General features: G+C 38.7%; 12 protein-coding genes. 3 read left to right on the top strand and 9 right to left on the bottom strand.

What is annotated here, in order from left to right:
- Positions 1 to 39 precede the first annotated feature (39 nt).
- The 3 genes from VB073_RS14295 (at position 40) to VB073_RS14285 (ending at position 3,449) form a co-directional block, all read left to right on the top strand.
- The gene (locus VB073_RS14295) at positions 40 to 1,095 is read left to right on the top strand and encodes a helix-turn-helix domain-containing protein (protein WP_323404872.1); all 1,056 of its coding nucleotides are present in this window, start codon (positions 40 to 42) and stop codon (positions 1,093 to 1,095) included.
- Positions 1,096 to 1,375: 280 nt separating this feature from the next.
- Entirely contained in the window at positions 1,376 to 2,107 is a 732-nt protein-coding gene (locus VB073_RS14290; protein WP_323404871.1) for a YrhA family protein, read from the top strand.
- Positions 2,108 to 2,126: 19 nt separating this feature from the next.
- Positions 2,127 to 3,449, top strand: a complete 1,323-nt coding sequence (locus VB073_RS14285; RefSeq protein WP_323404870.1) for a hypothetical protein — start codon at positions 2,127 to 2,129, stop codon at positions 3,447 to 3,449.
- A gap of 58 nt (positions 3,450 to 3,507) precedes the next feature.
- On the opposite strand, the gene VB073_RS14280 is transcribed toward VB073_RS14285, so the two are convergent.
- The 9 genes from VB073_RS14280 to VB073_RS14240 all read right to left on the bottom strand — a co-directional run bounded on the left by VB073_RS14280 (position 3,508) and on the right by VB073_RS14240 (position 14,594).
- The gene (locus VB073_RS14280) at positions 3,508 to 5,130 is read right to left on the bottom strand and encodes a PAS domain-containing protein (protein ID WP_323404869.1); all 1,623 of its coding nucleotides are present in this window, start codon (positions 5,128 to 5,130) and stop codon (positions 3,508 to 3,510) included.
- A gap of 189 nt (positions 5,131 to 5,319) precedes the next feature.
- The gene (locus tag VB073_RS14275) at positions 5,320 to 6,300 is read right to left on the bottom strand and encodes a WD40 repeat domain-containing protein (protein ID WP_323404868.1); all 981 of its coding nucleotides are present in this window, start codon (positions 6,298 to 6,300) and stop codon (positions 5,320 to 5,322) included.
- A 10-nt stretch (positions 6,301 to 6,310) separates the two neighbouring features.
- Positions 6,311 to 6,997: a hypothetical protein gene (locus VB073_RS14270; protein ID WP_323404867.1), complete on the bottom strand. Its 687-nt coding sequence runs from the start codon at positions 6,995 to 6,997 to the stop codon at positions 6,311 to 6,313.
- 8 nt (positions 6,998 to 7,005) lie between these two features.
- Positions 7,006 to 9,282, bottom strand: a complete 2,277-nt coding sequence (locus VB073_RS14265) for an IPT/TIG domain-containing protein (RefSeq protein ID WP_323404866.1) — start codon at positions 9,280 to 9,282, stop codon at positions 7,006 to 7,008.
- 92 nt (positions 9,283 to 9,374) lie between these two features.
- A complete protein-coding gene (locus tag VB073_RS14260; protein WP_323404865.1) occupies positions 9,375 to 10,172 on the bottom strand; it encodes a hypothetical protein in 798 nt (265 codons plus the stop codon).
- Positions 10,169 to 10,696: a hypothetical protein gene (locus tag VB073_RS14255; RefSeq protein ID WP_323404864.1), complete on the bottom strand. Its 528-nt coding sequence runs from the start codon at positions 10,694 to 10,696 to the stop codon at positions 10,169 to 10,171. Before VB073_RS14255 ends, VB073_RS14260 begins: the two co-directional genes overlap by 4 nt.
- 170 nt (positions 10,697 to 10,866) lie before the next feature.
- Complete coding sequence (locus VB073_RS14250; protein ID WP_323404863.1) at positions 10,867 to 12,795, bottom strand: CotH kinase family protein; 1,929 nt, start codon at positions 12,793 to 12,795, stop codon at positions 10,867 to 10,869.
- Positions 12,796 to 12,878: 83 nt separating this feature from the next.
- Complete coding sequence (locus VB073_RS14245) at positions 12,879 to 13,751, bottom strand: neutral zinc metallopeptidase (protein WP_323404862.1); 873 nt, start codon at positions 13,749 to 13,751, stop codon at positions 12,879 to 12,881.
- 9 nt (positions 13,752 to 13,760) lie between these two features.
- The gene (locus tag VB073_RS14240) at positions 13,761 to 14,594 is read right to left on the bottom strand and encodes a tetratricopeptide repeat protein (protein ID WP_323404861.1); all 834 of its coding nucleotides are present in this window, start codon (positions 14,592 to 14,594) and stop codon (positions 13,761 to 13,763) included.
- Positions 14,595 to 14,935: the final 341 nt, after the last annotated feature.

The following is a 14,935-nucleotide window of genomic DNA, read 5'->3' as shown; positions in this document are numbered from 1 at the left end:
ATAAGTAAAATTTAATATCTTTGTAAAAAAAAGTTTATCGTGGAAACTTTTTCTGAAAACATAGCCCATTTTACCCATGGGATGGTATTCATGTTCTTTATTTTTGTCGCTGCCCATTTATATTGGCAGCAAAACAAGAGTCGACTCCTTTGGTTTTTGTTTTATGAAGCGATCTTCTATGCATTCATAGAGTTGAAGGATATAGCATATCTTATCGAAGGGGTATGGTACACCCGTTATCTCACATATATATTTCTGAGTATTGATATGTGGATTATACCTTTTACCATGCTGTTTTTGTTCGAATTAATGTCACCCGGATGGGTAACGGTACGCCGTGGGGCTACTTTAATCATTCCATCTTTAATTTTGACTGTTTTATTGATATTCATCCATTCAGACATTCTATTTTACGGTATAGTGGCTTATAGCCTCTTACTCGGGGCTATTGCCCTGTTTGTCGTATTTATGGTTTCCGCCCAATATAACAATTATGTAAAGAAAAACTTCTCCTATACCGAAGGATTAAGCATTTCATGGGTACGCACCATTATCGTTATTTTATTTGTCTACCTTATCCTGTGGATTTTTATCCAGAGACAGGAAAGTTGGTGGGGAGATGCGTTTTATTATCTGATAACCATTTCAATATGGAGTTTCATCTACTTCTATACTCTACAACACGCCGTGATAGAAATTCCTGATATACTCTACCGTTTTCGTAAAAAAGAGAGTGAAAGCACAGCGATTGAAGAAGACGGTTGTCCCTACCCTTTTGCAGAATCTCTGAAAGAAGTGATGGAAAGAGAGAGGCTCTATCTGAATCCGAAATTACATATAACCGACGTAGCATCAGCCATCAGCACAAACAGGACATATTTGTCCGATTATCTGAATAAACATCTGGATACCACCTTTTATGATTATGTAAACACTTTTCGTGTGGAGATGGCATGCAAATTACTTATGATCAAAAAGAAACAAACGCTCGAGCAAATAGCCGAAGAGTGTGGTTTCAACTCACTTTCTACTTTCAACCGTTCGTTCTATAAAATAAAAAAATGCAATCCTTCTGATTATAGAAACAGTCATTGATATTGTATCATTCTTCCCCAAAAAACAATCATTTTTTTCCTCGAATTATTATTTTTGCTAAATTGACATGTTTTTTGTTGTATTGACACACGTGTATTTCGTTCCACTCACTATTTTCGCAAATGAGGAACAGTTACCTCATCGATGCCATCATTATCTACGGGACCGAAATTTATCAGTCCACCATAGAATTGCAGCAAGATGGAACTTTTGAATTTCAATCGGAAACAGAATTAAAAGCAGGAATGTCCTGTGTAAGAGTAATATTTTTAGAATAAAAATGATGAACACTTTTTATAGTAAAATCATGTTGTTGGATGATGCAATGATCGTCCGGCCCGTCACCCCTGAAGATATCGAGTGGACAAACAAAGAATTGGAAAAACTCGACCTCCCCCCCATTCCAGACGACTATGCCAATTTTTTAAAACATTGCAACGGATTCGCCTTCAATGGTGTGGAACTCTACGGGACAGATATTGTGACCGACACCGAGACTGATTTTCAGTTGATCGACATCATATCATTTTCGGAAGATAAACGGGAGCATTTCAACGATCAACTGCTCTATTTTGGCCGTGTAGATGATGATATCTTCACCTTTAATCCCGGCACCGGGAGATATGAAACGAGAGATATTACCAGTTTTGAAGTATGGAATGAATACAACAATTTCAACGAATTCCTTGAAAAAGAGATTTCAGTAAAATACTTGCAGGCAGAAGAAGATGAAATAATTTCTTCATTGGTGTATAGTAGAATGAAAGAGGATCCTGTTTTCACGAAAGATATACTGGAATACTACACGTTGATGGCTGATGCCGGAAACGCGGAAGCACAGTATCAACTGGCCATGTTACTGATGTATGATTACGGTGTTGTGGAACAGGACTACGATACCGGGCTCGACTGGCTTGCCAAAGCAGCAGAGCAGGGTCATCCAAAAGCAGAGCTCCTCTATCAGGAGGAGATACGTCCTGATGACGACGGAAGATATGATGCATGGGTATAAGCTATAAAATCAAATAAAAATGAAAAATTACGAAAGTGCCGTTTTAGAAGCGCATAATGCAGTCCTCGCATCAAGAGGAAGGGTAAAGGAATTGATTGAGAACCAGAAAGAAATTGCTTTGGAGGCAATGCGAGCTTGCGAAATTTTCCCGCAATTCACGGGAGATAATGAAGAGCAATTCGATGAAACGCTGGTACCTTACTTTTTTCTGATCAAAAGAATAAAAGAAAATCCCGATAAAACCATCAAGGAGATAGTCGGCATTGAGGAGATGGAGAATATCCCTGCCGCGCTTGCCGCTTTCGAAGAATATGATTTGATGGAACGTTATATTGCCGAGGGCAATTCATTCAACGTACTGACTTCTGTCGGAGCATTCCGTAACTGGCAGCCGACACCTATATATTATGTCACCATCACCAAGGTTTTTGAAAATCTGAGAGATGCAAAAAAATTGTTGTCATTCTTAGTGAAATACAAAGCCGATCCAAATATGTTTGCCGGAGATGAAAGTATTCCACTCTTGAATGCGTGTTACGACGACAAACCGATAGAATTGTTGCAATGGCTACTTGAGCTTGGCGCCGATCCCAATAAGCAAGGAGTAGAACGGGGCATGTTATGGCATCCCCTCTCCCTTTGCCTCTTATTCAGTGAAGGTGAAAACGAAGAAGAGTCCAATCCTCCTTCCAGAGAATCTATTCTAAAAGCAAAACTATTACTCGAATATGGAGCGGATCCCAATAAAGGGTTGAATGATTTTCCGCCATTGATGCTTGCAATAGCCACTTGTGACCATAGGGATATCGATCTGATCTGGGACCTGCTCAAAAGAGATGCTAATCCCAATGTACTTGGCGATAGATATACCTTGAATCCTCTGTTGCTGTCGTATGATTTTGATTGGTTTGAAGCAGGACAGCTATTGCTTCTCTACGGCGCCAGGATGGATACGGTGCAAAAACTCCTGAAAAAACGAAACAACCGTCATATTATCGCTCTAAATGCAACTACTACCCTATCCTTCCCTTCGGGAGACGGAGCAGACAGTACCATCTCAAAAACCTTTCCATTCGAGAAATTAGAAAAGTGCGAATATTACAGTTGCAACTATTTTCAAATCACAATCAAAGAAAAAACGAACCAACACATTGAAGGTTCTGTCTTTTGGCAAGATATAAGTGCAAGTTCCTCTCCCTTTTTCAATTGTGGCAAATTCAATCTTTCGCTTGACAATCCGGAATACAATACTGAGTCATTGAATATATCCTACGAAACTTATACTCAGCTTTCGCTCTCGCTTGAGCTGTCTGATATTTCTCTGAAAGAGGAAATAAAGTAAAAATTCACATACTACGTTGTTTCCGATTTCCACTCTTTTTAATGATAGAGCACCAGATTTAATAAGTCGCAATAAGTACTTTCAGTTTATCAATCAAGTCCTGCAAAGGCATGCCTGATTGCTCGCTCATCATCTTAATGGTGGCGATAGGTAATATAACCCTTGCCATTGGACTCTTCAACATGGAGAATCTGGAATTTATTGTTGGTAAATCGTCCTTTAACTGAGGATAACGCTGGATCAATACCTTTAATTTAGTCTCCGCTGTAATGACAATTAGAGCATCACCATCGTTTAGATCATTATCACTTACCTCTTCATTTTCGTTTTCGGGATTTTGAGTATATTGGGTGTTTCGAGTGTTTTGGTCGACCTCTTCTCCCCCATCCTGCTGATGCTGCTCCTCTTCCCAGGTGAGCAGCCTCCGTTCCCCTTCGAGTTGGCGGATATGGGTACAATCCTGCATCATTTCCAGCACACCCCTGAAGATACCATCTTTATCCCTTACAGCTATATAAACGATATAGATAAAAAGTCCCGGTTTATTGATCCAAAACTCAGCCTTACTTTGCTCACCACTACGGAATTTACGAATGATCTCTTCCACGGCATACAGGCTTTTAGGCGGATGGCAATTGCGTACCTCTCTCCCGATCACCCCTTTACTACGTGGAAAAATACGATGCTCTGTATCAGTATAAAACTTCACCAGATCATTTTCGTCCACATAAGAGAGGTCTACAGGCATATGGCGGAAAAGGAGATTGATCTGATCCAATGTAAGTTTGCCTTCTGCCACATCGAGTACTTTATCTTTTGAACCTGTCTCCACATTCGTTCCATACTTCGCAAGCAAGGCGGCCAGATCGTCCATCAAACCGGTTTGTTGTCCTGTCACCGCAGGTTCTCCTTCTTTCGCGGATGTAGCGTAACGATCGTAATCAGGCATATCGATCAGGAAGAATCCGATCTCCCTATCGCCGGATTTCATCTCTTCAAATTCACCTTCCGGGATCAATTTCAATGAAGTGGGATAAAGGATCATCTCTTCCTTCTCCATCAGGTCTCTCAAATCGACGGTCATCTGCTTGTAAGCATCGAAAAAGAACTCTGCATTCACATCGCCGTTCCGTAAAATCTCCAGTGCTGTATTCATCTCGTCGCGTATCTCATCGTCATACACCCACATCGTGGTGGAAGGACGGTCGAATCCCTGTCTCTCCAATGCCGAATAGAGCTGGTTCTGCTTGCGGCTGAAATGCACCTTATATTGAATGATCTGTTCCATCAACTCCAACCATGGATTCAAAATAAAAGGCTTCAGGGAAAGTTCATCTCCTCTCGACAACAACTCCTTCATTTTTTTATTTTCCCGCAGATAAGCATCAATGGGGTGACCATACGGCAAGCCCGGATCGTCAGGCTGGATCAACCCTTCGAATATTTCCAACATGGTACGGACATTTTCATTCCGGCATTCGTCGGGATCTTCGTCTTTGAGCAACTGTTCGGCGGCGGCAAACTCTTCGGGTGAAATTCTCCCCACTTCACTTTTCATGCGATTCTTTGCTTCATCAACCGACAAGTCGCCTCTTTCATACTGTTGTTTGATCTGAAGCATCCGTTGGAGCTTATTCCGGTCCAAACTTTCAAAAGTTGTATTGATTACTTTCTCTTCCATAATGAATTAATTTTTGCAGAAGTATCCTTCTATTTTACGCTGTGAATATTGATATGTGATACAAGAAGAGCTGTTACGAATCAGCCGCTTTTCACACTTTTACAAAGTAACAAAATTTCATCGACATCCACAATCACCACAAATAGCTATTTTTCAGTCAAAAGATCCCACTATTTGAGGATAATACATTTAATTTACTTTGGGGTCTTTTTTACTCTGCAACATCCTGTTGGTACTCATCAACAAAACACCTTTACCTCTTGTGGCGGCCACTATTGTTAAAAAATGACGTTCATCGAGTGTAAACAGTACCTTATTTACCGGAACTTTCATACTTGTTTTATAATGTACATTTTGACTAATAATTTCAATATTTCCACTAAAACCTGCAAACGCATAAGTCTCATTATCCGGATGAAAATCAACACTCAATAACCAGTCAGATCCTCGTTTCGATTCTTCCAATACTTTTGGATTTTCAATATCAGAAATATCCCAGATAATAACATTACCGTCATCACCGCAAGAGATAAGCTTTGTACCATCGGAATCGAATGAAATATCCCTTACAAAATCTTTATGACCGGATAATTCTGAAACCAAAGCCCCATTCCCATAAACAGTAATCAAATTATCCCCACTCGAAGCAGCGATGTAGTCACCTCCGGGAGAAAATGCAATAGAAGTGATGTCATCGGAATGTTCTGCGAATACGGCCACTAATTTTTCATTTGTTATATCAAAGAGAGAGACTTTATGATCAGATCCACCATAAGCCAGGTAACGACTGTCGGGAGAAACCGAAACCGAAGTTACAATACCCTCAGCCTTCATTGATTTTAATAACCGCCCTTCTTTAAAATCCCAGATCACGATTGTACTATCTTTGCCTCCGCTTACCAATAGAGTACTATCAGCAGAAATGTCGATTGAAAGAATTTGTTTTCTATGCTCATTTTTAAAATTCCTGATCAATTTTATTGTCTCCATTGAATAGACCTTAACAGATTTACCATCTGCAATTCCAATTGCTCCACCATTGTGAGTGAAACAAATATCATAGATAATATTTTCATCCGTTGAAAAATTAGAGAAAAGTTTACTTTGTTGAGCATTAGTATGTAAAACGAGGAAGGATAGTAATCCGACCAGAAATGATATTTTTCTCATATTCAATACATTAATAGTAGAAATATTTATTCTTGTTAAATTTGAGAACCAAACCCACATTCACCGTAGAACACTTCATCAAATTGTCGCTGTGTAACTTTGATGATACCCAATCCATGTCATAAGAATAGCTAAAAAAGAGCCCCAAGCGTTGTGTAAATGAACAGTCCATCCCTATCGTTCCTTTTAAACCACCAAAAAAATTATGATCTGACATCGGAGGTGATATATTATTTTCATTAGGTTGGATTTCAAATAAGGGTTGCGAAAAATTTAAACTCGAAATTCCAATTGTTGGCCCGCATTCAAGAAAAAACTGCAGTCTGTTCAGAATCCCTTTGTCGTTAAACTTATTATGAATTCTAACCAAAGGGGTGACTGAATGTAAATGAATTTCAGCGTCTTTAAAATCAGAATAGTCGGATAAATTCCATTGATCCGCAAACTGATAATCATAATTCATTCCAAAGCTCAAATAATCTTTTGAATTCATGACCACCTTAAGCGAAAAGCCTGAAACGCTATTGAAGTTTGGATATAGCGACGGAGCAATATAATTGTCTTCATTGATAGTTTTGGAACCCATAAAGTTCCCAAATGAATAACTTGAATAGATATTTAGTTTATTATCTATTAGTTGAGCATGTACTACCGGACTCAGTAAGAAGCCAATTATCACAATCGTTATTTTTCTCATAATCAATATTATCTGACAGGATCGTATTCCCAGATTGTTTTCGAATTACCTAAACCAACATAGGCTTTACCCAAAATAGCAAAACCAATACCTTCCGTTACATCTGACAGGATTTTTGTCTCGACTTTGCTCCAGCTATCTGTAGCTTCGTTATATTGATAAAAATCAGAATCCACTGTTTTAAAGTAAGGCTTTCCATTCAATGCAAAAGCTATCGCCTTATGGTAATTTCGCTTCTCCGGAAAACTAGCTATTCTTTTCCATTTAGTTTCTGAGTCAGGAGTAAACTTGAAGACTTTTTCCTGATAACCTTCCGGGGTAGAAATAAAACTCCAGCCAATACCGTAATATGCAGATCCGTCAATTACAACAACTGCACCGTTGCCGACGCCATCCACACCACCCCATTCCAGATCTCCGTAGCTTTCAATTTTCCGCCAGGAATCAGATTCCGGAGTATATTCCCAACAATCTTCGTAAGGATGATTATAAATTCCCGGTTGATAATAATAGCCTGATGTTATATATCCCTTGTTATTAATACTGAATCCTGTAGCAGCCGTCATTTTCGGGCCGGAAAAATGATTTTTCCGGGTCCATGAATCGGATGCAATATTATATTGCCAGAAATCATCAAAATTATCCCAAATTTTAAGTCCCGTACCAAAATAGATATTTCCATCGAGATAGAAACCGGCTCCATCTGATCTTATCGGACCGGGGAAATCTCTCATTTTTGTCCATTCATTCATTTCCGGATTAAACCTCCATAATTCCTCCGTGTCATTCAGGCCTACGTAAGCATTATTGTCATCGACAAAGCAATTAGCTCGAATTGTTTCATTTCCGGGGAAATCTTTACGCCTAAACCACTGATCGTTTATTATAATGGAATCATTGAAATTCCGGGTATCTTCCAATACCTCCACCGAAAGCGTTAAATCTCTATCTCTATATATTACCTGATCCTGAAGAGGTAATTTAATCGTAAGGGAATGAATGGTAGCGTCAATTACCTCACCTTGAGCATTTCCAATCATCACTTTATTGTAATTCTTGACAGGACTAAAACCATTACCTGTAATGACAAATGTATTTCCAGTAATCATTTTTTTAGGCGAAAAGTCATCTATTTTTAAATCGCCTATGGTGAGCAAATTCTCCGATAAAATCTCCATACCGTTTATATTAATCGATACATCATTGGTTCTCTGATCAATACTATCCGGTACGATAAAAGAAATCTCGTTCTCTGTCAATGTTGTAATTTCAGCCTGATATTTGTCAACAAAAATTCTCAAGTTTTCTGCATTCGTAGTAAATAGCTCTCCGGTCAATTTAAATTCAGCACCAAACATCGTTACCTGGGGTCCTGAGTTTTTTATTCTTGGCAGTTCTAATGAAAAATCATCAGGGCTTGCTACGGTCAGGTTGTTCATCTCGACGATTATCTTGCTTTTCTCGGTATCAAGTTTTAACGGAACTTTAACATTTATCAGATCATCCACAACCGATACAATTTCGGCAACGATCAAATTAAATCTCACCTTAAGACTTTCTTTATTGGAGAGAAAATTTGCTCCTGATATTTGGATAGTTGAACCAAATGGACTTTTACCGGGACTGATACTGTTCACTACCGGAATAACGAGCCGGAATGAGTCTGTGGCTGTTGATTTGTTATGATGAATTGAAACAGATAGGTCCGAGACTTCTTTGTTTAGCCCTTCAGGTATTCTGACAATCAAAGTGTCCTGGCTCGATTGAATGATTTCGGATGGAAACTGACCAAAAAAGACATCATTACTTTTATTGTTATAACTAAAATTCCTGCCAAGTATATACAAAGTGTCATTAATATTAGCCGTCTTGGGATAAAAATCAATTATATCCGGAGACAAACTCCCCAGACTGGTAAACTGAACTTCTTTCCCATAAGTAATATATTTACTATTCCTGACAAATGCTCTCACAGAGTAGATTATGTTTTCTTTCAGTGTTGTATGAATTCTTTGGCTGATAATTTCATTCGAGGGTGAACCTTTGATCACATACTTCTCAGAATTATGAATATCCGGATTAGATGAATCATTCCAGACAAAACCATATTCTAAAATATCAGTTTTACCAAAATCTGAAATTTTCGCATGAAATGTAGCGCCGGTATTATCAATACTTGTAACATCCCCAGTCTGAATCAGTGCATATTCAAATTCATTCTCCTGGTCACAGGCGATCAGAATAATTGACAGTAATATTTGAAATAGAAACTTTTTATTCATCATTTTTCATATTTGCAATAAGTTAACTCAATAATCGCTGCAATAAAAATAACAATTTCGCAGCTATGAATTTCATCTTATTTTGATTTGCCCTGTCATTTCTTTTCAGGTTCTTTCTCTATGTGTACCCAATTCCAGTTGTTGTCCGATTTAAATAATATACTTGTGCTTCTTGAGTTGTCAATTCCAATTTTCGTAAAATAAGATTTGTAATACCAAGCAAAAAATATGGCACCCAAAGTTGGTTTCTCTATCTCTCCATAGCCTAACCATATTTCTCTTGGTGTATCAACTGTGAAACCTCGAAACTGTCCCTGAAAATAACCATTATCTTTAAGTATCTGATTTCCTGTCTGGTCAATTGTATAAATAAACTCTCCTCCATAAACAGCCACGTTGTTCAATTGAAAGGCAGGAAAAATCCAGACAGAAAATGTTTTATCGTCGTTTTCTTTTATGTACTGATTAAATATCACGTTGACAGTATCTTGCAATGATATTAATTGCTTATTTGCTGTCTGTAGTGCTCTTGAATATCTGTGAAGCAAAGTTGTATCTACTACTTCGTTTGTTCTGGTTATTAACCCTTTGTCATCAACTTTAAAATGAAAAATCAGGTCAAACTGATTATCTTCATATTTTCCATACACAGCATGCCAGCTATTATCTTGTTCAAAGCAAAACCATTCGCGTCCGAGTCGTTCTATTTCTTTTTTGTCTTGGGTCATCACACTGTCTGTAGTCCACCAAGCAACCATATCATATTTATATAGCCATTCTGCAACTTCCATTTTTTTACTGAAGTCTTCAATATCAAAAGTCGATTCCTTGTTTTTTTGACCGTAAACTAAAGTGACCCACCCAATAAAAAATAATATCACTATTTTTTTCATTGCCAGATTCTATTATAAATTATTTTCTTTTTTAGTTCTCCTTTTTGTATGAAGTCAAAAATAGTATCTTCATTTGAGAGTTTATCCAGGTCAAATTTATCCTTGATCTCTTTCAAAGGGATTATTTGTTTTCCCTCATAATCAACAACTCCTTTTTTATTTTCCTCGTTGGTTACAAAAATACTACCGCCATTCCAGCTACATGATATAATTCCTGTTATGGGCATTACATTTAATTTTTCATCCAATATCGTAACTGAGTTTTGTTTTGATGCCAAAAAGACTTTGGGATAATTTCGAGAATCAAAATAAGGTTGTTCCACCATATCATATTCCAATGGCAACTCTTTGAGTCCGCACGTTTGCAGTAGACCAGACCTTGTGTTATCAATAGAATATTCATAAAAAGTCTCGTATCCTCTGTCCTGACAAAACAGGGGGGTGGTGATAGTAAAAAGGAAAAGCAGAGTAAATATATGCTTCATATCTAGACGAAAACCATTTGTTGTGGTTTGTATTATCATCTCCTGATTTAATATGATTACCAATAGTTATTCTTTCCGTCAATGATTGATTCGGTTGAGAAGTCGGAATATTCAATTTTACTGTTATCACTGTCTTTATAAAATTGTTTTTAACTGTTTTGTAGTTTGTCGTTCAGGCAAAAAACAGAAACTCAAACATGGAGGTCTAATTAAAGACCGTTTATGTTCGTATCCAGCCACTGCAGGCGTTTTTCCACAAAATTCACAAGATAATTGACTTCATCTTTATAAGAACCCCTGATAAAAGTTGTGTTCCATTCTGGTTTTGTAATACTCCATCCGGCACCGGAAGGCTTCGGGCTGAAGTTCCTGGCTTGGGAATCCTGTAAAGCAGCAGCATGTTCTCTTATGAAATCGGGAACACCGTCCAATTGCGGTTTCAACTCGTTCCATCGTTTTTTTAATTCCGATACAAAATAAGGATCTTCAAAGAAACGGTCGAACCAGGGTGCACAGGTTTTAATATACCAGCCGTCCCATTCCCGGGAAGAAGCACCTTGCTCCCATGTGATGTGGTCAGCATTTCCAAAAGCGATATCAAAATCCCAGACTAAAGGCGCTTCGATCTTCCCGTTACGGCGAATAGCCAGATAACAACTACCCCTCATATTGCCATCTACATTCTTGGCAAGTTCCTGCACAATATAGTAATTGATAAACGACTCTACATCAATGTATTTTCGGTATCCTTTTTCAGTATCTTTGAAATCATCCCCGTATAAAGCCCTATCAGCCTTATCAAAATAATCTTTTACATAATTATACTGGTCGTTAGTAGGTTCATCCGGATCTTTAAACATGATGGGGAGCCTTGCTATTTCTGTTTTGAACTTATAGGGTTCATCGTAATGAAAATCCAACTCGAGCAAATAACCACCGGTCACTGCTTCGCCCGAATTATCGGACGATTTCACCAGATCCATATTGAGTCTTTCTTTTGACACCTTTACATGTTCGGTCAATGCATAGACACCTTTGTATTCATCATTCAGATAAAAATCAACACTATAGGACGTAGGAGTCCAACTCATTTCTGCAATCTTTGATATCTCAAAAGCAGTGATATTTCTCAATAATGTCTTGTCCGTATGATTGGCAAGCACTGCCCAATCTTTATCGTTGCTCATTCCCAATAAGGAGGCTTTGCTGTCTAACTTTATACGGTATGGTTTCTTCTCCATTCCCCAGGTAGAGTTGCCACGTCCCCTTACACCTGCTCTACCCTCAAAAGTCACGTCATCGGTATAATATTTATCAAGATCTTCAATCCTGACCGTAGAAGTCACGTAATTCACTTTATCCTTAATTTCAGCTTTTCCGTCTGTATTGATATAGACTCTCGGTATGCGCAACTGATTCTTTGTAACAGTTACTGTATAATCGATTTTCTTCCCATTTTCAGAGGAAATGGAGTAAACTACTGGTTCACTGAAATTATTTGGAGTAACATTACTGGTCTGTTCCTTATTTCCCACCTTTACCGAATTACCAACGTAACTGAATGTAGCGACTAAAGCGTCGGCAGATATACTGTAAGGAACAAAAAGAGAGATATCCGATCCAGTTATTTTACCGGTGACAATAGCCTCCAGCCCTTCATTGAACTCGGGAGTGAAACTGAATAACTCCAATTTGGGGTCAGGTGCTTCACCTATAAGTACGGTGACAGTATAATTATTTTTTGTCCCATCTTCTGCATAAACACTATAGACTACGGGATGACTGAAATTATTTTTTGTCTCACCACTTTTCTGTTCTATATTTCCCACTTTCACCGATTCACCTGAATAGCTAAATGTAGCGATCAGTCCACCAGGTGATACACCGTAAGGTATCGTAGCTGTAATATTTGATCCGGAAATCTTGCCCGAAACTACACTTTCTAAATCTTTATTGATTGTCGCGCTGAAGAAAAACGATTGGAGTTGAGCCTCAGAAGACAATTGAATCTCCGGTTTGTCGGAACAGGAAGCAAAAAGAGAAAATAATACAAAATACAAAAGCATTATACCCGTAGGATGTTTTTTTGAAAAAAATCGGCTTCCCTGCTTCTCTTCACTGGTATTCAAATAATTCATAATAAATATGGTTTAATTCAAAAGTTTAATACTCATCTACTATATTACTTATAGTAAGTCTCAAAAATAACAAAAAAATCCAACTATTGCAAACTGGGATCGTTAAAAGTGTCTCCCTGACTGATATCTCCTGTCTGCATCCCCTTCCTGAACCAGTAAGTACGTTGTGCGGAAGTGCCGTGCGTAAACGAGTCGGGAACAGTATAGCCTCTCGAACGCTTCTGGATAGTATCATCGCCTACCGCCGTTGTCGCGCTGATCGCTGACTCCAGATCACCCGCTTCAAGCCGGATCATGTTCATCCGCTGTGCATGATAAACCCATACCCCTGCCAGAAAATCGGCCTGTAACTCCAATTTCACATTCAACTTATTGAATTCTATCTCGCTGATCTTTCCCCGGTATTGATTCATCTGATCGATTATCCCTAACAACTTCTGTACATGATGCCCCACCTCATGAGCTGTCACATAAGCTATGGCCAGATCTCCCTCTGCCCTGAAATCGGTCCTTAACTGATGAAAAAAGTTAAGATCGATATACATCTTTTGATCTGCCGGACAATAGAAAGGGCCTACTGCTTCCGTTGCACCTCCACATCCCGAGACTGTAGCATCTGTAAATGTAACCAAAGTCGGACGTATATATTCTCTATTCAATTGCGTCTTGAAGATTTGCGCCCACACGTCATTGGCACTGTTAAAAACACCCAGTGTAAAAACCTTCAGTTCTTCGTTTTCATTCACCCTGGATGGATCTACCATCTCTGTCGATTCCCCGGGAGCAATGCTGTTTACCATATTTAAAGCCTGAAAAGGATCCTGACCTAACAGCAAAGCGATCAGTGCAATGACGATCGCGCCTACTCCACCAATGGCAGCGTTTCGTCTCCCCCGGCCTCTCCCCCTGCGATCTTCGTAATTGGCCTGGCTATCATTCCTATTAATCCATTTCATACGATTATTTTATTTTTTCTCTGTCTTTTTCAGCCAGCCATCTGTAATATCGGCATCATACCCTAACTCTTTGGCTTTCCGGAAATCAGCGCGGGCTGCTACTTTATCAAATTGTGCAAGACGAACACGCCCACGAAGAATATAGAAATAGGGATTTTCCTTCTGTGATCCTTCCACTGCACGCAAATCAGCCGAAGCCTTAAACATCTGGTCACTGTTCACGTAACATTCCGCACGGTTCATATAAAAACTGGGATCAACCGATGTAGAAGATTGTATCAATCCGGTATATACCTGCTCTGCCGCCGCCCAATTATCATCCAATTTGTAAAGTAAAGCCTTGCTTAGTTTCGTGTACATATTATCCGGATCTATTAATTCTGAAGCCTTGAAATCAGTCTCGGCCTTACTTCTATCATTCCTTTCGAGGAAAAGTATCCCTCTGCGGTAATAAGCCTCCACATCCTCCGGATAGTCACGGATAAGGGTGTTATAATCTTCCATTGCTTCATCAAATCTCTCCATATCGCATAGGAGGGAAGCCCGGTTATGTAGTGCCAGAGCGGGAGAAGGGTCATTCGCCATGCAAGCGGTGAACGAAATATATGCATCGTCGTAATGTCCCAGTTGCCGTTGCAGTTTTCCGAGGGTGAGCAATAAGACCGGATTCTTCTCGTTTGCCGGTTCAAGCGCCATTGCCTTTTGAAGCGCCACAGCAGCACTATCGAGCCTGTTTTGTTCTATATGGCTTGCTGAACGCTCTATCCATCCCATATAATCCAGCGTTTGTGCCGAAAGTGCATAAGCAAAGAAAAACAATATAACGGTATAAATAATCTTCATTCTGTTTATTATTATATAGATATCAATCACAAAAATAACTGTTTTTTATTACTATTGTTGCAGTCTGGGGAAATTTAACTGACTTTCAGCAACATAAGAAAATTTCACATTAAATGGGCAACGGATAAGTAAATAAATAAGTGTTGATACACACTTAGTTTTTCATGCTTTCAAATAACTCTGTTATCTATATGCAAAGGTAATAATTGTTCATTAACGAGCAAAAAATTTCATTGATCTTATAGGATTTTTTTCATCGTTAGATTCTGATAATGTATAAATATACATCTCCTTTTTCTTTCATTTTCTAAATACAATCCCTATATCTGCATAAGTATTTG

Source organism: Proteiniphilum sp. (assembly GCF_034927365.1).
Taxonomy (GTDB): Bacteria; Bacteroidota; Bacteroidia; order Bacteroidales; family Dysgonomonadaceae; genus Proteiniphilum.
Note: the sequence above shows the minus strand (reverse complement) of the source record. Positions and strands in the feature narration are given on the sequence as shown.